The organism is Pseudomonas sp. FeS53a (genome assembly GCF_000931385.1).
GTDB classification, from domain to species: Bacteria; Pseudomonadota; Gammaproteobacteria; order Pseudomonadales; family Pseudomonadaceae; genus Metapseudomonas; species Metapseudomonas otitidis.
In genome coordinates, this window is sequence record NZ_JYFT01000035.1 from 39,696 (window position 1) to 58,410 (window position 18,715).

At 66.4% G+C, this 18,715-nt stretch carries 14 protein-coding genes; 3 read left to right on the top strand and 11 right to left on the bottom strand.

Translation table 11 applies throughout. From position 1 onward, the window contains the following. Positions 1–122: 122 nt before the first annotated feature. The 11 genes from sthA to SZ55_RS09960 form a co-directional block, all read right to left on the bottom strand. Entirely contained in the window at positions 123–1,517 is a 1,395-nt protein-coding gene (sthA, locus tag SZ55_RS09910) for a Si-specific NAD(P)(+) transhydrogenase (RefSeq protein WP_044404974.1), read from the bottom strand. Between the two features lie 117 nt (positions 1,518–1,634). Further along, complete coding sequence (nqrM, locus tag SZ55_RS09915; protein WP_044404977.1) at positions 1,635–1,862, bottom strand: (Na+)-NQR maturation NqrM; 228 nt, start codon at positions 1,860–1,862, stop codon at positions 1,635–1,637. Between the two features lie 2 nt (positions 1,863–1,864). Next, positions 1,865–2,872, bottom strand: a complete 1,008-nt coding sequence (locus SZ55_RS09920) for an FAD:protein FMN transferase (protein ID WP_082078199.1) — start codon at positions 2,870–2,872, stop codon at positions 1,865–1,867. After that, positions 2,865–4,091, bottom strand: coding sequence for an NADH:ubiquinone reductase (Na(+)-transporting) subunit F (nqrF, locus tag SZ55_RS09925; RefSeq protein WP_044404983.1), 1,227 nt, complete (start codon positions 4,089–4,091; stop codon positions 2,865–2,867). The genes SZ55_RS09920 and nqrF overlap by 8 nt, the downstream gene beginning before the upstream one ends. A 9-nt stretch (positions 4,092–4,100) precedes the next feature. Further along, entirely contained in the window at positions 4,101–4,709 is a 609-nt protein-coding gene (nqrE, locus tag SZ55_RS09930) for an NADH:ubiquinone reductase (Na(+)-transporting) subunit E (RefSeq protein ID WP_021219522.1), read from the bottom strand. Beyond that, positions 4,709–5,383 carry an NADH:ubiquinone reductase (Na(+)-transporting) subunit D gene (locus tag SZ55_RS09935; protein WP_172433032.1) on the bottom strand — a complete coding sequence of 225 codons (675 nt, stop codon included), beginning with the start codon at positions 5,381–5,383 and terminating at the stop codon, positions 4,709–4,711. Before SZ55_RS09935 ends, nqrE begins: the two co-directional genes overlap by 1 nt. Beyond that, positions 5,380–6,168 (bottom strand): Na(+)-translocating NADH-quinone reductase subunit C, encoded by a 789-nt coding sequence (locus SZ55_RS09940; protein ID WP_044405014.1) that lies wholly within the window; start codon positions 6,166–6,168, stop codon positions 5,380–5,382. Before SZ55_RS09940 ends, SZ55_RS09935 begins: the two co-directional genes overlap by 4 nt. Further along, complete coding sequence (locus tag SZ55_RS09945) at positions 6,161–7,372, bottom strand: NADH:ubiquinone reductase (Na(+)-transporting) subunit B (protein ID WP_044405017.1); 1,212 nt, start codon at positions 7,370–7,372, stop codon at positions 6,161–6,163. The genes SZ55_RS09940 and SZ55_RS09945 overlap by 8 nt, the downstream gene beginning before the upstream one ends. Before the next feature lies 1 nt (position 7,373). Next, complete coding sequence (locus SZ55_RS09950) at positions 7,374–8,711, bottom strand: Na(+)-translocating NADH-quinone reductase subunit A (protein ID WP_044405020.1); 1,338 nt, start codon at positions 8,709–8,711, stop codon at positions 7,374–7,376. Positions 8,712–8,981: 270 nt separating this feature from the next. Continuing rightward, on the bottom strand, positions 8,982–10,373 hold the full coding sequence (locus tag SZ55_RS09955; RefSeq protein WP_044405023.1) for an amino acid permease: 1,392 nt from the start codon (positions 10,371–10,373) through the stop codon (positions 8,982–8,984). A 94-nt stretch (positions 10,374–10,467) separates the two neighbouring features. After that, a complete protein-coding gene (locus SZ55_RS09960; RefSeq protein ID WP_074968622.1) occupies positions 10,468–11,934 on the bottom strand; it encodes a glyceraldehyde-3-phosphate dehydrogenase in 1,467 nt (488 codons plus the stop codon). Positions 11,935–12,067: 133 nt separating this feature from the next. Between SZ55_RS09960 and mfd the strand changes: the two genes are divergently transcribed. From mfd to SZ55_RS09975, 3 genes are all read left to right on the top strand, one after another. Further along, positions 12,068–15,520: a transcription-repair coupling factor gene (gene mfd / locus SZ55_RS09965; protein ID WP_044405026.1), complete on the top strand. Its 3,453-nt coding sequence runs from the start codon at positions 12,068–12,070 to the stop codon at positions 15,518–15,520. An 11-nt stretch (positions 15,521–15,531) separates the two neighbouring features. Beyond that, positions 15,532–16,056: a CsiV family protein gene (locus tag SZ55_RS09970; protein ID WP_044405028.1), complete on the top strand. Its 525-nt coding sequence runs from the start codon at positions 15,532–15,534 to the stop codon at positions 16,054–16,056. Positions 16,057–16,173: 117 nt separating this feature from the next. Beyond that, positions 16,174–18,699: a DEAD/DEAH box helicase gene (locus tag SZ55_RS09975; RefSeq protein ID WP_409563815.1), complete on the top strand. Its 2,526-nt coding sequence runs from the start codon at positions 16,174–16,176 to the stop codon at positions 18,697–18,699. Positions 18,700–18,715: the final 16 nt, after the last annotated feature.

The window sequence follows — 18,715 nt, forward strand, 5'->3', positions numbered from 1 at the left end:
ACCTGGGCCGGTTTTTTCATGGGCGCTGCCTGATCAGAAGCTCTCGCGATTAGGCCAATGCCAGTTGGCCGGATCCCCGAGAGGGTCCTCCCCGGCCGGTTCAGGCGCCCGGCCGGTGCCGCTCAAAAAAGCCGGTTGAGGCCGTCGAACGCCGCCACCCGATAGGCTTCCGCCATGGTCGGGTAGTTGAAGGTGGTGTTGATGAAGTACTTGATGGTATTCGCCTCACCCTTCTGGTTCATGATCGCCTGGCCGATGTGGACGATCTCCGAGGCCTGGTAGCCGAAGCAGTGCACGCCGAGCACTTCCAGGGTCTCGCGGTGGAACAGGATCTTCAGCATGCCCACCGGCTCCACGGCGATCTGCGCGCGGGCCATGCCCTTGAAGAAGGCCTTGCCGACTTCGTAGGGGATCTTGGCCTGGGTCAGTTCCTTCTCGTTCTTACCGATGGAGCTGATCTCGGGGATGGTGTAGATGCCGGTGGGCACGTCGTCGACGAAGCGCCAGCTGTCGTTCTCCACGGCGCTGCCGGCAGCGGAGCGGCCCTGGTCGGCGGCGGCACTGGCCAGGCTCGGCCAGCCGATCACGTCACCGGCAGCGTAGACGTTGCTGACTTCGGTGCGGTAGTGCTCGTCGACGCTGATCTGGCCACGGCTGTTGACCTTGATGCCGATGTTCTCCAGGCCCAGGCGGTCGGTGTTGCCGGTACGGCCGTTGCACCACAGCAGGCAGTCGGCCTTGATCTTCTTGCCCGACTTCAGGTGCAGGACCACGCCGTTGTCCACCCCTTCGATGCGCTCGTACTCCTCGTTGTGGCGGATGAGCACATTGTTGTTGCGCAGGTGGTAGCTGAGGGCGTCGGAGATCTCGTCGTCGAGGAAGCTGAGCAGCTGGTCGCGGTTGTCGATCAGGTCCACCAGTACGCCCAGGCCACTGAAGATGGAGGCGTATTCGCTGCCGATCACCCCGGCTCCGTAGATGATGATCCGGCGCGGGGTGTGGGTCAGGCTGAGGATGGTGTCGCTGTCGTAGATGCGCGGGTGGGTGAAGTCGACGTCGGCCGGGCGGTAGGGGCGCGAACCGGTGGCGACGATGATCTGCTTGGCCACCAGGCGCTCCACCACGCCGTTCAGGCACACCACTTCGATGGTCTGCTCGTCATGGAAGCTGCCGGTGCCGAAGAAGGTGTCGATGCGGTTGCGGGCGTAGTAGCCGGTGCGCGAGGCCACCTGCTTGGCGATGACCTTCTCGGCGCTCTTGAGCACGTCGGGGAAGGAGAACCAACGCGGCTCGCCGATCTGGCGGAACATCGGGTTGGTGTTGAACTGCATGATCTGTCGGACGGAGTGACGCAGGGCCTTGGAAGGGATGGTGCCCAGGTGGGTGCAGTTGCCGCCGACTTCGCGGCGGCTGTCCACCACGGCGACCTTGCGGCCCGCCTTGGCGGCGTTCATTGCCGCACCCTCACCCGCCGGGCCGGAACCCAGCACCACGATGTCGTAGTTGTAGACAGCCATGCTTACTCCTCATACACGGACCGGGGATCGTCAGCGCCCCCGGCAGGGCCACGGCACCAGCGGCCGTGGCAATTCGAATTCGGCGCGCAGCTTAGTCACACTGCATGGCGCTGCACATTAGCGCTTGGTCGCGTCGTAGGCGAGTTCCGCGTCCACTACATCGCCAGCGCGATTCACCTCTTCGCACTTTTCGCGATTGCCGCCACAGATCGAGCATTCCTTCTCGATTCCCAGGTTGGCGATGCCGCCGCAGGAACCGGCGATGGGCTTGCGCCCCATGATCACGCCGATGGCCATGCCCAGCACCACCAGCAGCATGATCAGGAAGACCAGTAGCCAGGTCATGTTCAGTGCGCCTCCGTGGGGAACAGTTGCTCGAAGCGGCGGCTGCCGCGGGTGGCGAAGCCCGTGCCTTCACGGGTGACGAAGAACGCCGCGATGTCGTGGCGGTCGGCAAACGCCAGGCCGACCTCGGGGCCGAGCACCATCAACAGCGTAGACAGTCCATCGGCACGCAGGGCCGACGGGTCGATGACCGTGACCGCTGCCAGGTGATGGGTGATGGGTGCGCCGCTGGTGGGATCGAGGGTGTGAGAATACCGCTGTCCACCCCGTTCGAAGTAGTTGCGATAGTCGCCTGAGGTGGAAATGCCCATGTCCTGCAATGCAACAATTTTCTGCGCCACCTGGCGGTCGTCGCGCGGTGCCTCGATGGCCACGCGCCAGGGGCTGCCGTCGGGCTTGTGGCCGACGGCCTTCATCTCCCCGGTGATTTCCACCAAGGAACTGGTCACCCCCAGCTCGCCCAGCCGCGCGCTGACGCGATCCACGGCATAGCCGGCGGCGATGGCGTTGAAGTCCAGCTGAACGGCGGCGTCCTTGCACAGTTGGTCGCCCTGGCGCTTGAGGTGCTGGTGGCCGACATCGGCCCGGGCCGCGGCGATGGCCTCGGCGCTGGGCACCTGGTCCCCGCGCGACTGCGGGCCGAAGCCCCAGAGGTTGAGCAGCGGCTCCAGGGTCATGTCGAAGGCGCCGTCGCTCTGTGCGGACAGGCTGTCGCCAAAGGCCACCAGCTCCAGCATGGGCGCCGGCAGGGCCATGCAGCTGCCCGCCGGCAGGGCGTTGAAACGCGCCACGTCGGAGTCGGCACGGTAGGTGGACATCTGCCGGTCGATCTCGGCGAGGATGCCCTCCACTTCGCCCCGCGCCTGCTCCACGGAGGGCCCGGACGCGTTGCGCACGTACTTCACCGAGTAGCTGCTGCCCATGGTCGGGCCGCCGAACTGCTCCAGGGAGTCGCCGCATCCGGCCAAGAGAACGCTGGCCGAAAGCAGCAGGGCGAAGGGTCTAACCACCGAAGTCGTCCAGCAGGATGTTCTCGCGCTCGACGCCCAGGTCCAGCAGCATCTTGATCACGGCGGCGTTCATCATCGGCGGGCCGCACATGTAGAACTCGCAGTCCTCGGGGGCCGGGTGGTCCTTGAGGTAGTTCTCGAACAGCACGTTGTGGATGAAGCCGGTATAGCCGGTCCAATTGTCCTCGGGCTGCGGGTCGGACAGCGCCAGGTGCCACTGGAAGTTCGGGTTCTCGGCAGCCAGCTGGTCGTACTCCTCGGTGTAGAAGGCTTCACGCAGGGAGCGCGCGCCGTACCAGAAGCTGATCTTGCGCTGGGAATCCAGGCGCTTGAGCTGGTCGAAGATGTGCGAGCGCATGGGCGCCATGCCCGCGCCGCCACCGATGAAGACCATCTCGGCCTGGGTCTCCTTGGCGAAGAACTCGCCGAAGGGGCCGTATACGGTGACCTTGTCGCCCGGCTTGAGGTTGAACACCCAGGAGGACATCTTGCCCGGCGGGATCTCGTCCTTGCCCGGCGGCGGCGAGGCCACGCGGATGTTGAACTTCACGATGCCCTTCTCGTCCGGGTAGTTGGCCATGGAGTAGGCGCGGATGACGGTCTCGTCGACCCTGGAGACGTACTTCCAGAGGTTGAACTTGTCCCAGTCGGCCCGGTACTCGGGCTGGATGTCGAAGTCCTTGTAGTGCACCTCGTGGGGCGGGCACTCCAGCTGGACGTAGCCACCGGCGCGGAAGTCGACGCTCTCCCCTTCCGGCAGGCGCAGGGTCAGCTCCTTGATGAAGGTGGCGACGTTGGGGTTGGACTCCACCGTGCATTCCCACTTCTTCACCCCGAAGACCTCTTCGGGCACCTCGATGTGCATGTCCTGCTTCACCGGTGTCTGGCAGGACAGGCGCCAGCCTTCCTTCGCTTGGCGGCGGGTGAAGTGGGACTCCTCGGTGGGCAGCATCTCGCCGCCACCGCTCTCCACCACGCACTTGCACTGGGCGCAGGTACCGCCGCCACCGCAGGCCGAGGAGAGGAAGATGTTCTGCGCTGCCAGGGTCTGCAGCAGCTTGCCGCCGGCCGGGACGGTGATGGTGCGCTCGCGGTTGATCACGATGTTCACGTCGCCGCTGGACACCAGCTTGGCGCGGGCGGCGAGGATGATCACCACCAGCGCGAGGACGATGGCGGTGAACATGCCAATGGCGAGGAAGATTTCGAAACTCGGCATGTCGTCTCCTTACAGCTGGACGCCCGAAAAGGACATGAAGCCCAGCGACATCAGGCCGATGGTGATGAAGGTGATGCCCAGGCCCTGCAGGCCCTCGGGTACATCGCTGTACTTGAGCTTCTCGCGGATGCCGGCGAGCAGCGCGATGGCCAGGGCCCAGGAGAAGCCGGAACCGACGCCGTAGACCACGCTCTCACCCAGGTTGTAGTCGCGCTCCACCATGAACAGCGAGCCGGCCATGATGGCGCAGTTCACCGTGATCAGCGGCAGGAACACGCCGAGGGCGTTGTAGAGCGAGGGCACGTACTTGTCGAGCAGCATCTCGAGGATCTGCACGATGGCGGCGATCACCCCGATGTAGCTGAGCAGGCCGAGGAACGACAGGTCCACGTCCGGCAGGCCGGCCCAGGCCAGTGCGCCGTCCTTGAGCAGGAGGGTGTAGAGCAGGTTGTTGGCCGGCACGGTGATGGCCTGCACCACGATCACGGCGATGCCGAGGCCGATGGCGGTTTCCACCTTCTTGGAAATGGCGATGAAGGTGCACATGCCGAGAAAGAAGGCCAGGGCCATGTTCTCGACGAACACCGCCTTCACGAACAGGCTGATGTAGTGCTCCATCAGTAGGCCTCCTTGTTGGATACCTGGGGCGCGATCTTGAAGGACGGCGCTTCCTTCTGCTCGGTCTTCCAGCTGCGCAGGGCCCAGATGATCAGGCCGATGAGGAAGAAGGCCGAGGGCGGCAGCAGCAACAGGCCGTTGGGCTGGTACCAGCCGCCGTCGTTGATCACCGGGAGGATCTCGTAGCCCAGCAGCTTGCCGGAGCCGAACAGCTCGCGGATCACGCCGAGGACGATGAGCATGGCGCTGTAGCCCAGGCCGTTGCCGATGCCGTCGAAGAACGACAGCACGGGCGGATTGGCCATGGCGAAGGCTTCGGCGCGGCCCATCACGATGCAGTTGGTGATGATCAGGCCGACGAATACCGAGAGCTGCTTGGACAGGCTGAAGGCATAGGCCTTGAGCACCTGGTCGACCACGATGACCAGCGAGGCGATGATCACCATCTGCACGATCATGCGGATCGAGCTGGGGATCTGGCTGCGGATCATCGAGATGAACAGGTTGGAGAAGCCGGTCACCAGCGTCAGGGCGATGGACATCACCAGCGCGGTCTTCAGGTTGGAGGTGACCGCCAGGGCCGAGCAGATGCCGAGGATCTGCAGGCCGATGGGGTTGTTGTGCAGGATCGGGTCCAGCAGGACCGAGCGGATCGTGGGTTGCGCCATGTTCATGCCTCCCCGTTGTTCAGCTTGGCCAGGAAGGGGCCGAAGCCGTTCTTGCCGAGCCAGAAATGCAGCAGGTTGTTGACGCCCTTGCTGGTCAGCGTGGCGCCGGCCAGGCCGTCGACCTGGTGGCTGGCGTTGGGCGAGCCGGGCTCGACACTGCCCTTGATGATCTGGATGGCCAGCTGGCCCTGCTCATCGAACAGGCTCTTGCCGTTCCACAGCGCCTTCCATTTCGGGTTGTCCACCTCGCCGCCGAGGCCGGGCGTCTCGCCATGCTGGTAGAAGCCCAGGCCGACCACGGTATTGAGGTCGCCCTTGAGGGCGAGGAAGCCGTACAGGGTCGACCACAGGCCGTAGCCGCGCACCGGCAGGATCAGGGTGTCCAGCTTGCCGTCCTTCTCCACCAGGTAGACGGTGGTGAAGCGCTCGCGGCGCTTGATGGAGGCGATATCCTGGTCACCCGGCAGGGCGTCGGAGAGCTTCGGGTCCTTGGCGGCCTTCAGCGGGTCGAAGCCGGCGGCCTGGATGGCGTCGCTGTACTCGCCGCTGGAGAGGTCCACCACCTTGGCGGTGATGCGCTCGGCATAGAGCGCCTTCACTTCGCTGGCGGACATGCCCGGCTGGCCGAGGCCGGCGATGGAGAGGATGCTGCGCTGCTTGTCCAGCTCGCGGTTCTCCACCTGCACCGGCTTGAGGGCTACTGCCCCGCCGGCGACGAAGATGGAGCACACCAGGCAGACCACCAGGGCCACCAGCAGGGTGCGGATCGTGGATTCCTTCTGGTTAGCCATGGCGTGCCAGCCTCCGCTTGATGTTGGCCTGGACGACGAAGTGGTCGATCAGCGGTGCACAGAGGTTGGCGAAGAGGATCGCCAGCATCATGCCTTCCGGGAAGGCGGGGTTGACCACGCGGATCAGCACCACCATCAGGCCGATCAGCGCGCCGAACAGCCACTTGCCGGTGTTGGTCATGGAGGCGGACACCGGGTCGGTGGCCATGAACATCATGCCGAAGGCGAAGCCGCCGAGAACCAGGTGCCAGTACCAGGGCATGGCGAACATCGGGTTGGTGTCGGAACCGATGGCGTTGAACAGCGTGCTGGTGGCGATCATGCCCAGCATCACGCCGGCGACGATGCGCCAGGCGGCGATGCGGGTCAGCAGCAGCACGCCGCCGCCGATGAAGATGGCCAGGGTGCTGGTCTCGCCAATGGAGCCGTGGATGGTGCCGAGGAAGGCGTCCATCCAGGTGATGCCGTGACCGACGATGTTCTCCACGCCACCGGCAGCGCCCAGGCTCAGGGAGGTGGCGCCGGCGAAGCCGTCCACCGCCGTCCACACGGCGTCACCGGAAATCTGCGCCGGGTAGGCGAAGAACAGGAAGGCACGGCCCACCAGGGCGGGGTTGAGGAAGTTCTTGCCGGTGCCGCCGAACACTTCCTTGCCCAGCACCACGCCGAAGCTGATGCCCAGGGCCACCTGCCACAGCGGGATGCTCGGCGGCAGGGTGAGGGCGAAGAGCACGGAGGTGACGAAGAAGCCTTCGTTCACTTCATGGCGGCGGATGGCGGCGAACAGCACTTCCCAGAAGCCGCCGACGATGAAGGTCACGGCGTAGATGGGCAGGAACCAGGCGGCGCCCTGGATGACGTTGTCCCACAGGCTGTTGGGGTCGAAACCCGCCAGGCTGCCGATCAGCGCGAAGCGCCAGCCGTCCTGGGCGGCCAGCAGGTCCGGGCTCTGGGCGAACACCAGGTTGGCCTGGTAGCCGACGTTCCACATGCCGAAGAACATCGCCGGGAAGGTGCAGAGCCACACGGTGATCATCATGCGCTTGAGGTCGATGCCATCGCGCACGTGGGCCGTGGTCCGGGTGACGTTGGCCGGCCGGTAGAAGAAGGTGTCGATCGCTTCGTACAGGGCGTACCACTTCTCGAAGCGGCCACCCTGTTCGAAGTTGTGCTCGATCCGGTCGAGGAATTTGCGCAGGCCCATGTCAGCCCTCCTTCTCGATGCGGTTGAGGTTGTCCCGCAGGATGGGGCCGTATTCGTACTTGCCGGCGCAGACGTAGCTGCACAGCGCCAGGTCTTCCTCGTCCAGCTCCAGGCAGCCCAGCTTCTGGGCCATCTCGGTGTCGCCGACGATGAGGTAGCGCAGCAACTGGGTGGGCAGGATGTCCAGCGGCATCACCGCCTCGTAGTTGCCCACCGGCACCATGGCGCGCGGGCTGCCGTTGGTGCTGGTGCTGAAGGCGAACCGGCGGGCCGCCATCAGCTTGGACACGAAGATGTTCAGCACCGAATGCTTGTTCACCCCGGCGCGCAGGTAGTGCAGCAGCTCGCGGTCATTGCCTTCGGCGAGGCAGGAAACCTGCAGGTGGTAGCGCCCCAGGTAGGCGCAGGCGCCACGGGAGGTGCGCCCGCCCAGCAGGGAGCCGGACACCACGCGGTTGACGCCGGGCTTGAGCTCGCCGGCGGTCAGTTCGTCGAGGCTCGCCCCCAGGCGGGTGGCCAGCAGGCGCGGCTTCTCCACCACCGGGCCGGCCAGGGACACGACACGCTCGACCCACAGGCGGCCGGTGGCGAACAGCTTGCCGATGGCGATCACGTCCTGGTAGCCGATGTGCCAGACGCTCTTGGTGGCGCTGACCGGGTCGAGGAAGTGGATGTGGGTGCCCGGAAGACCCGCCGGATGCGGACCGGAGAAGGCCTCGGCGCGCACGCCGGCCAACTGCTCACCCGGCAGGCTGGCCCCGTCGGCCTTGCACAGGAACACCCGGCCCAGGCGCGCCAGCACCTTGAGGCCGCGTTCGAAGTCGGCGGCGTGGGCAGCGATGATCGGCTGCGGGTCGGCGGCCAGCGGGTGAGTATCGAGGGCGGTCACGAAGATCGAACTGGGTACGGCATCGACGGCCGGCACCCGGCTGAACGGGCGCGTGCGCAGTGCGGCCCAGAGGCCCGAACGCTGCAGGTTGTCCCGCACGGCCTGGGGATCAAGGGAATCCAGGGCGTTGTCCGGGCAGGTGTCGAAGACGACTTCGTCGTCGCCGTCCACATCGATCACCACCGACTGCAGCACACGCTGCTCGCCGCGGTGGATGGCCGAGACCACGCCCGCCGCCGGTGCGGTGAAGAGCACGCCGGGGTTCTTCTTGTCGGCGAACAGGGCCTGGCCCAGCTTCACCCGGTCCCCGACCTGCACCTGCATGGTGGGCTTCATGCCGTGGTAGTCGAAGCCGATCACGGCCACGCTACGCACGGCGCGTGCAGCCTCGATGCGCTGCTCAGGCTGGCCTGCGATGGGCAGGTCCAACCCCCGTCTGATTCTTGTCATGTCTCTCGCCTGAACCTTGAGAAGGGTTTCGTCCCGGTGTCGAACAGTAGCCGCCAAACGCCAGGCAGGCACCGGCACATATGCCGGCACGCGGCAGAGCCTCGGGACGAAAACCGCGCATTATAAAGAGGCGACTTCCCAAGCGGCCACTGAAAGTCCTGAAATTTCCGACTGTTAGAGCGACTCGGGCAACTGGAAGTCAGCGTGCGGACGAATGGTCACCGCCCGCCACGCCATGAAAAACGGGGGCCGAGGCCCCCGTTTCAGGTTTTACCGGCGCGCCCCGGTGGAGCGCCTGACCCAGTAACAAATCGCAATAAATGCGAGCCAGAACGGAATGGCGTAGACCGACACGTTGATGCCCGGGATCAGCAGCATCACGCCCAGGATGAGCGCCACGAAGGCCAGGCACAGGTAGTTGCTGAAGGGGTACCAGAGCGACTTGAAGAACGGCTCGATGCCCTGGCGCTGCAGCGACTTGCGGAACATCAGGTGAGACAGGCTGATCATCGCCCAGTTGATCACCAGGGCCGCCACCACCAGCGCCATCAGCAGTTCCAGCGCCTGCTTGGGCGCCAGGTAGTTCACCAATACGCAGAGCAGGGTGATCAGCGCGGACACGCCGATGGCCAGCACCGGCACGCCACGGCGGTTGACCTTGAGCAGCGCCTTCGGCGCATCGCCCTGCTCGGCCAGGCCGTAGAGCATGCGGCTGTTGCAGTACACGCCACTGTTGTAGACCGACAGCGCGGCGGTCAGCACCACGAAGTTCAGCAGGTGGGCGGCGGTGTCACTGCCGATCAGCGAGAAGATCTGCACGAAGGGGCTGCCGCTGTAGGGGTCGCCGGCGGCGTTCAGGGTTTCCAGCAGCTTGTCCCAGGGATATAGCATCAGCAGCACGCTGAGGGCGCCAATGTAGAAGATCAGGATGCGGTAGATGACCTGGTTGATCGCCTTGGGGATCACCTTCTTCGGCTCGCTGGCCTCGGCAGCGGTGATGCCCACCAGCTCCAGGCCCCCGAAGGAGAACATGATGATCGCCAGGACCATCACCAGCCCTTCCAGGCCATTGGGGAAGAACCCGCCGTGGCTCCAGAGGTTGCTCACCGCGGCCTGCTCGCCGCCGGTGCCGGAGACCAGCAGGTAGAGGCCGAGGATGATCATGCCGATGATCGCTACCACCTTGATCAGGGCGAACCAGAACTCCGTCTCCCCAAAGACCCGCACGTTGGCCAGGTTGATCAAGTTGATCAGCACGAAGAACACCGCTGCCGTCACCCAGGTGGGCACGTCGGGCCACCAGAACTGGATGTACTTGCCCACGGCGGTCAGCTCGGCCATGCCCACCAGGACGTAGAGTACCCAGTAGTTCCAGCCGGCCAGGAAGCCCGCGTAGCCGCCCCAGTACTTGTGGGCGAAGTGGCTGAAGGAGCCCGCCACGGGCTCCTCGACGATCATCTCGCCCAGTTGGCGCATGATCAGGAAGGCGATGAAGCCGGCGATGGCGTAGCCGAGGATCATCGACGGCCCGGCGGACTTGAGCACCCCGGCGGAGCCGAGGAACAGGCCGGTGCCGATGGCGCCACCCAGGGCGATCAACTGGATATGGCGGTTTTCCAGCCCGCGCTTGAGCGAGCCGGCGTGCTGCTGTTGTCCGTCCATCAGGAGTTCCGAAAAGAAGGGAGGGGTCTAGCGATTACAGCCGGAAAAATGAAAAACGGGAGCCCGAGAGCTCCCGTTTTCACGGACCAGCGACTTAGCGCGGGAAGGCCGGCGGGTTGACCCCAGCCATGTCTTCCATCACGCGGACCACCTGGCAGCTGTAGCCGAACTCGTTGTCGTACCAGACATAGAGGACGACACGGTTGTCGTTGCAGATGGTGGCTTCGGCATCCACCACGCCAGCATGGCGGGAGCCGACGAAGTCGGTGGAAACCACTTCCTGGGAGGAGACGTAGTCGATCTGCTTGTGCAGGTCGGAGTGCATGGCCATCTGGCGCAGGTACTCGTTGATCTCGTCGCGGGTGGTGGCCTTCTCCAGGTTCAGGTTGAGGATGGCCATGGAGACGTTCGGGGTCGGCACGCGGATGGCGTTGCCGGTCAGCTTGCCTTTCAGCACCGGCAGGGCCTTGGCGGCTGCGGTGGCGGCACCGGTCTCGGTGATCACCATGTTCAGCGCGGCGCTGCGGCCACGGCGGCTGCCCTTGTGGAAGTTGTCGATCAGGTTCTGGTCGTTGGTGTACGAGTGAACGGTCTCGACGTGACCGTTGGCGATGCCGAACTTGTCATTCACGGCCTTGAGCACCGGCACGATGGCGTTGGTGGTGCAGGAGGCAGCGGAGATGATCTTGTCGTCGGCGGTGATTTCGCCGTGGTTGATGCCGTGGACGATGTTCTTCAGCGCGCCCTTGCCGGGAGCGGTGAGGACCACGCGGTCGATGCCCGGGCACTTCAGGTGCTGGCTCAGGCCCTCGGCGTCACGCCATTTGCCGGTGTTGTCCACCAGCAGGGCGTTCTTGATGCCGTAGGCGGTGTAGTCGACCGAGGCGGGATCGTTGGAGTAGATCACCTGGATCAGGTTGCCGTTGGCGGTGAGGGTGTTGTTCTCCTCGTCGATGACGATGGTGCCGTCGAACGGACCGTGCACGGAGTCGCGACGCAGCAGGCTGGCGCGTTTGACCAGGTCGTTCTCGGCGCCCTTGCGGACGACGATGGCGCGCAGGCGCAGGCCGTCGCCGCCACCGGTCTTCTCGATGAGGATGCGCGCCAGCAGGCGGCCGATGCGGCCGAAGCCGTAGAGGACGACGTCGGTGCCTTCACGGGCAGCGCCGTTCTGCTTGCCGACCAGCTCGGCCAGCTCGTCCTTGGTGAACTGCTCGAGGCTGCGACCGGCACCCTCGGCCTTGAACTTGGCGACCATCTTGCCCAGGTCGACGGAAGCGGCGCCCAGCTTGAGCTCGCTCATGGCCTTCAGGATCGGGAAGGTGTCGTGGACCGACAGCTCGGCTTCGTCGGCCTGGCGGTGGCGGGCGAAACGGTGGGCTTTGAGGATGTCGATCACGGAACGGTTGATCAGGCCGCGACCATAGATCGAGGTGACCACGTTGTTGTTGCGATAGAGCTGGCCGATCAGCGGAATCATCGCTTCCGCGAGGGCTTCACGATCGATCCATTCACCGAGACACTGGTCGGGCTTCTGAGTCACGGGCAGTACCTTCCACATGTAGGGGATGAAAAAAGGGGCTACATTATGACGACGCGCGCAAGCGCCGGCAATCTGCAGCCGTCGCAAGACTGACATCCAACGGTCGGGATAGTTACAATCGCCCGGTTCGAATTCCGACCGGAGCCCCCTTTTGCCCGCCTCCGTCCTGCGTCTCCCGACCCTCCCCACCGCCAGCGGCAAGCAGCAGTGGGGCAACCTCAACGGTGCGGCCCTCGGCCTGGCCATCGCCGAAGCGGCGAGCGCTGCCCGACGCTTCACCCTGTTGCTGACCGCCGACAGCCAGAGCGCCGAACGCCTGGAGCAGGAGCTGGGCTTCTTCGCCCCGGACCTGCCGGTGCTGCACTTCCCGGACTGGGAAACGCTGCCCTACGACCTGTTCTCCCCCCACCAGGACATCATTTCCCAGCGGGTGGCCAGCCTCTATCGCCTGCCGGAACTGGACCACGGCGTGCTGGTGGTGCCGATCACCACCGCCCTGCACCGCCTGCCGCCCCGGCGTTTCCTGCTGGGCTCGAGCCTGGTGCTGGACGTGGGCCAGAAGCTGGACGTGGAGCAGATGCGCCTGCGCCTGGAAGGGGCCGGCTACCGCTGCGTGGAAACGGTCTACGAGCACGGCGAGTTCGCCGTGCGCGGCGCGCTGATCGACCTGTTCCCCATGGGCAGCGACCTGCCCTACCGCATCGACCTGTTCGATGACGAGATCGAGACCCTGCGCACCTTCGACCCGGAAACCCAGCGCTCGGTGGACAAGGTGGAGTCGATCCGTCTGCTGCCGGCCCGCGAGTTCCCGCTGGACAAGAAGGCGGTCACCGACTTCCGCGGCCGCTTCCGCGAGCGCTTCGACGTCGACTTCCGCCGCTGCCCGATCTACCAGGACCTGGCCAGCGGCATCACCCCGGCCGGCATCGAGTACTACCTGCCGCTGTTCTTCGAGGAGACCGAGACGCTCTTCGACTACCTGCCCGGCAACACCCAGGTGTTCTCCCTGCCCGGCATCGAACAGGCCGCCGAGCAGTTCTGGAGCGACGTGCGCAGCCGCTATGAAGAGCGCCGCGTCGACCCCGAGCGCCCGCTGGTGCCGCCGGCCGAACTGTTCCTGCCGGTGGAGGACTGCTTCGCCCGGCTGAAGGCCTCACCCCGCGTGGTGGCCGACCCCAGCGACCTGGCGCCCGGCGTGGGCCGCGAGCGCTTCCCCACCCGCGCCCTGCCCGACCTCGCCATCGAAGGCAAGGCCAGCGAGCCGCTGGCGGCCCTGCGCCGCTTCCTGGAGGAGTTTCCCGGCCGCGTGCTGTTCAGCGCCGAATCGGCCGGCCGCCGCGAAGTGCTGCTGGAACTGCTCGCCCGGCTCAAGCTGCGCCCGCAGGAAGTCGCCGGCTGGCCGGAGTTCGTCGCCAGCAGCGAGCGCCTGGCCATCACCATCGCCCCGCTGGACGAGGGCCTGCTGCTGGACGAGCCGGCCCTGGCGCTGGTCGCCGAAAGCCCGCTGTTCGGCCAGCGCGTCATGCAGCGCCGTCGCCGCGAACGCCGCAGCGACGGTGGCGACAACGTCATCAAGAACCTCGCCGAGCTGCGCGAAGGCGCGCCGGTGGTGCACATCGACCACGGCGTGGGCCGCTACCTCGGCCTGATCACCCTGGAGATCGAAGGCCAGGCCGCCGAATTCCTCGCCCTGCAGTACGCCGAGGAAGCCAAGCTCTACGTGCCGGTCGCCAGCCTGCACCTGATCGCCCGCTACACCGGCACCGATGACGCCCTGGCACCGCTGCACCGCCTGGGCTCGGAAACCTGGCAGAAGGCCAAGCGCAAGGCCGCCGAACAGGTGCGCGACGTCGCCGCCGAGCTGCTGGACATCTACGCCCGCCGCGCCGCGCGAAAAGGCTATGCCTTCAAGGACCCGCTGGCCGACTACGCCACCTTCTCCGCCGGCTTCCCCTTCGAGGAAACCCCGGACCAACAGGCCGCCATCGAGGCCGTGGTCGCCGACATGCTGGCGCCCAAGCCGATGGACCGCCTGGTCTGCGGCGACGTCGGCTTCGGCAAGACCGAAGTGGCCATGCGCGCGGCCTTCGTCGCCGTGCACAGCGGCAAGCAGGTGGCGGTGCTGGTGCCCACCACCCTCCTCGCCCAGCAGCACTACAACAGCTTCCGCGACCGCTTCGCCGACTGGCCGGTGCGCGTGGAGGTGATGAGCCGCTTCAAGACCGCCAAGGAAGTGGAAGGCGCCGCCAACGAGCTGGCCGAAGGCAAGGTGGACATCGTCATCGGCACCCACCGCCTGCTGCAGGGCGACATCCGCTTCAAGCAGCTGGGCCTGGTGATCATCGACGAGGAACACCGCTTCGGCGTGCGCCAGAAGGAGCAGCTCAAGGCCCTGCGCAGCGAGGTGGACATCCTCACCCTCACCGCCACGCCGATCCCGCGCACCCTGAACATGGCCGTGGCCGGCATGCGCGACCTGTCGATCATCGCCACCCCGCCGGCGCGCCGCCTGTCGGTGCGCACCTTCGTGATGGAGCAGCAGAACACGGTGATCAAGGAGGCCCTGCTGCGCGAGCTGCTGCGGGGCGGGCAGGTCTACTACCTGCACAACGAGGTCAAGACCATCGAGAAGTGCGCCGCCGACCTCGCCGAACTGGTGCCTGAGGCCCGTATCGGCATCGGCCACGGGCAGATGCACGAGCGCGAGCTCGAACAGGTGATGAGCGACTTCTACCACAAGCGCTTCAACGTGCTGGTGGCCTCCACCATCATCGAGACCGGCATCGACGTGCCCAGCGCCAACACCATCATCATCGAGCGCGCCGACAAGTTCGGCCTGGCCCAGTTGCACCAGCTGCGCGGCCGAGTCGGCCGCAGCCACCACCAGGCCTACGCCTACCTGCTGACGCCACCGCGCAAGCAGATGACAGAGGACGCCCAGAAACGCCTGGAAGCCATCGCCAACGCCCAGGACCTGGGGGCCGGCTTCGTGCTGGCCACCCATGACCTGGAGATCCGCGGCGCCGGCGAACTGCTGGGCGAGGGCCAGAGCGGGCAGATCCAGGCCGTGGGCTTCACCCTCTACATGGAAATGCTCGAACGCGCGGTCAAATCCATCCAGAAGGGCGAGCAACCCAACCTGGAGCAGCCCCTGGGCGGCGGGCCGGAAATCAACCTGCGGGTGCCGGCACTGATTCCCGAGGACTACCTGCCCGACGTGCACGCACGGCTGATCCTCTACAAGCGCATCGCCTCGGCCGCCGACGAGGACGGCCTGAAGGAGCTGCAGGTGGAAATGATCGACCGCTTCGGCCTGCTCCCCGAGCCCACCAAGAACCTGGTACGCCTCACCCTGCTCAAGCTGCAGGCGGAGAAGCTCGGCATCAAGAAAGTCGACGCCGGCCCCCAAGGTGGTCGGATAGAATTCGCCGCCGACACCTGCGTCGACCCGCTGGTGCTGATCAAGCTGATCCAGGGCCAGCCCAAGCGCTACAAGTTCGAAGGCGCCACCCAGTTCCGCTTTCTGGTCCCGATGGAGCGACCGGAAGAACGCTTCAACACACTGGAGGCGCTGTTCGAGCGCCTCGTTCCGCAATCCGCTTAAAGGACTGATCCATGCGTGCGTTCCGTTTCATCACCCTGCTGCTCGCCCTGGTGGCCCCCAGCGCCTTCGCCGACGGGCTCTACCAGGTGGAGATGATCCTCTTCCGCCAGGCCGGCGAGCCGGTCCCGGCCACCCAGAACGCCCCGGATGACTGGGCCAACGGCAGCCAGACCCTGTCCAGCGTCGGCGAGCGCGCCACCAACCTGAACAACGAAGCCGCCCGCCTCAACCCGGGCGCCGGCTACCAGGTGCTGCTGCACAAGGCCTGGTCCCAGAGCATTGGCGCCACCCCGAGCAAGGTGGCGGTCACCACCGGCGACGGCCAGCTCGGCCACTTCCCGGTAGAAGGCACCGTGGAGCTGAGCCAGGGTCGCTTCACCGACGTGTCCGTCGACTTCTGGGTCAACCGCTTCGACGCCAGCGGCCTGCTCAGCGGCAGTGAGCGCATCAAGCAGGGCACCCGCCTGAAGAGCGGCGAGCTGACCTACCTCGACCACTCCAGCCTGGGCATCCTGATCCGCGTCAACCCGCTCTGACCCATGCCCACCCTGCTCGAACACCTGCGCCAGGAGGACTGGCGCCAGGACTTCGACCAGGGCGCGCTCGACCGCGGCGCCCGCTACGCCCAACAGCGGAAAGCGCGCCTGCGGGCCATGGACGAGACGCAGCTGCTGGCCAGCTGCGCAGGCTCCGCCGAGACGCCCTACCTGCAGACGATCCGCCTCGCGCCCCATGGGCTCGGGGTGATCGGTCGTTGCACCTGCCCGGTCGGCCTGAACTGCAAGCACTGCGTCGCCGCCATCCTCCAGCTGCTGTCCGACGGCCCGCCGGCCGCACGGCCGGAACCCGTCACCCCGGCACCGGCGCGCGCACCCCGGCTGCTGAAAGACATCCCGCCACGTCCGCACTTGGCCCTGGGCAGCCTGGCCCAGAGCCTCTATGACCTGCGCAGCGGCCGCATGGTGGGCAACCAGCAGCACCGCGCCGGGCTGGCCTTCGACTATGCAGGGGCGCTGGTCCACGGCAAGAACACCCGCGCCAACCCGGTCAGGCGTCGGCAGGATGGCGAGCTGGTGGCCATGCAGCGCAATCCCCAGGCCGAGGAAACGCTGCGCGAGCGCCTGCGGCAACTGGGCTTCAAGGAATCCCTGCGGCAGAGCCAGGCCCTGCCGGGGGATCTTCTGGAACTATTCGAGCTGCCCGACGACGAGGCCTGGCAGCGCTTCGTCCAGCTGCAGCTGCCGCAGTTGCGCGACGAAGGCTGGCTGATCGAGATCCGCCCCGGCTTCCACTTCGACCTCACCCCGGTGGATGGCTGGTATGCCGAGGTGGACGAGCAACCGGGCCAGCAGTGGTTCGACCTGGAGCTGGGCATCCTCGTGGAAGGGCAACGCATCAGCCTGCTGCCGGTGTTGCTCAAGCTGATCCGGGACAACCCCAAGCTGCTCAGCGCCAAGGTCCTGCAGCGACGCAAGGACGACGACCAGTTGCGCCTCCAGCTCGACACGCTGAGCAGCGAGACCGGGCGGCCCCTGCAGGTCGCCCTCCCCTACGGCCGCCTCAAGCCCCTGCTCGGCACGCTGGGCGAGCTGTTCCTGCGGGATCGCGGCGAGGGCCGCAGCCTGCGGCTCGGACTGCCGGACGCTGCACGGCTCGACCAACTGGAGTCCCTCGGCCTGGCCTGGCGAGGCGGCGAGCGCCTGCGCACCTTCGCCGAACGCCTGCGGGACAGCCGTCACGGCAGCCACCCCACGCCCAAGGGACTGAAGGCCGAGCTACGCGCCTACCAGCTCCAGGGCCTGGCCTGGCTGCAGACCCTGCGCGAGCTGGACGCCGGTGGCGTGCTGGGCGACGACATGGGCCTGGGCAAGACCCTGCAGACCCTGGCGCACATCCTCACCGAGAAGGAGGCCGGCCGGCTGGACCGTCCCGCCCTGGTGGTGATGCCCACCAGCCTGGTGCCGAACTGGCAGGACGAGGCCGCGCGCTTCGCCCCGGACCTGAAGGTCCTGGCGCTGCATGGCCCCAACCGGCACAAGGACTTCGAGCACCTGGCCGACCACGACCTGCTACTCACCACCTACGCCCTGCTGCCCCGCGACCTGCCGCAATGGAAGGAGCAGCCGCTGCACCTGCTGGTGCTGGACGAGGCGCAGAACATCAAGACCGCCACCAGCAAGGCCGCCCAGGCCGTGCGCCAGCTGCAGGCCCGCCAGCGCCTGTGCCTGTCGGGCACGCCGCTGGAAAACCACCTGGGCGAACTGTGGTCGCTGTTCCACTTCCTGATGCCCGGCTGGCTGGGCGATGCCAAGCAGTTCGCCCGCGACTACCGCACCCCCATCGAGAAGCACGCCGACAACGAACGCCTGGCCCACCTGAACGGCCGCATCCGCCCCTTCATGCTGCGGCGCACCAAGGAGTCGGTGGCCACCGAGCTGCCGGCCAAGACCGAGATGATCCACTGGGTGGAACTGAGCGAGGCCCAGCGCGACCTCTACGAGACCGTGCGCCTGGCGATGGACCAGAAGGTGCGTTCGGAAATCGAGCACAAGGGCATGGCCCGCAGCCAGATGGTGATCCTCGAAGCCCTGCTCAAGCTGCGCCAGACCTGCTGCGACCTGCGCCTTGTGGAACCCGAGCGTGAGGTACGCGGCAGCACCTCGGGCAAGCTGGACAGCCTGATGGAGATGCTCGAGGAGCTGTTCATGGAAGGCCGGCGAGTGCTGCTGTTCTCCCAGTTCACCAGCATGCTGGAACTGATCGAGGGCGAATTGCAGACGCGCCAGATCGACTACCTGCTGCTGACCGGCGAGACCCGCGACCGGCGCACGCCGGTGGAGCGCTTCCAGGCCGGCGAGGTGCCGCTGTTCCTCATCAGCCTCAAGGCCGGTGGCACCGGGCTGAACCTGACCCAGGCCGACACGGTGATCCACTTCGACCCCTGGTGGAATCCGGCAGCCGAACGCCAGGCCACCGACCGCGCCTACCGCATCGGCCAGGACAAGCCGGTGTTCGTCTACAAGCTGATCGCCCGGGGCACGGTGGAAGAGAAGATCCAGCAGCTGCAGCAGCGCAAGGCCGACCTGGCGCAAAGCGTGCTGAGCGCGCCGGCCGGCAGCGACTGGCACCTGCGCGAGGAAGACATCGACGCGCTGTTCGCGCCCCTCCCCCACGCCTGACCCGGGCTACCGCCCG

Coding starts and splice junctions, on each gene's coding strand:
- sthA (WP_044404974.1), bottom strand. CDS start 1,517: ATGGCTGTCTACAACTACGACATCGTGGTGCTGGGTTCCGGCCCGGCG.
- nqrM (WP_044404977.1), bottom strand. CDS start 1,862: ATGACCTGGCTACTGGTCTTCCTGATCATGCTGCTGGTGGTGCTGGGC.
- nqrF (WP_044404983.1), bottom strand. CDS start 4,091: ATGCCGAGTTTCGAAATCTTCCTCGCCATTGGCATGTTCACCGCCATC.
- nqrE (WP_021219522.1), bottom strand. CDS start 4,709: ATGGAGCACTACATCAGCCTGTTCGTGAAGGCGGTGTTCGTCGAGAAC.
- SZ55_RS09935 (WP_172433032.1), bottom strand. CDS start 5,383: ATGAACATGGCGCAACCCACGATCCGCTCGGTCCTGCTGGACCCGATC.
- SZ55_RS09940 (WP_044405014.1), bottom strand. CDS start 6,168: ATGGCTAACCAGAAGGAATCCACGATCCGCACCCTGCTGGTGGCCCTG.
- SZ55_RS09945 (WP_044405017.1), bottom strand. CDS start 7,372: ATGGGCCTGCGCAAATTCCTCGACCGGATCGAGCACAACTTCGAACAG.
- SZ55_RS09950 (WP_044405020.1), bottom strand. CDS start 8,711: ATGACAAGAATCAGACGGGGGTTGGACCTGCCCATCGCAGGCCAGCCT.
- SZ55_RS09955 (WP_044405023.1), bottom strand. CDS start 10,373: ATGGACGGACAACAGCAGCACGCCGGCTCGCTCAAGCGCGGGCTGGAA.
- SZ55_RS09960 (WP_074968622.1), bottom strand. CDS start 11,934: ATGTGGAAGGTACTGCCCGTGACTCAGAAGCCCGACCAGTGTCTCGGT.
- SZ55_RS09970 (WP_044405028.1), top strand. CDS start 15,532: ATGCGTGCGTTCCGTTTCATCACCCTGCTGCTCGCCCTGGTGGCCCCC.
- SZ55_RS09975 (WP_409563815.1), top strand. CDS start 16,174: ATGGACGAGACGCAGCTGCTGGCCAGCTGCGCAGGCTCCGCCGAGACG.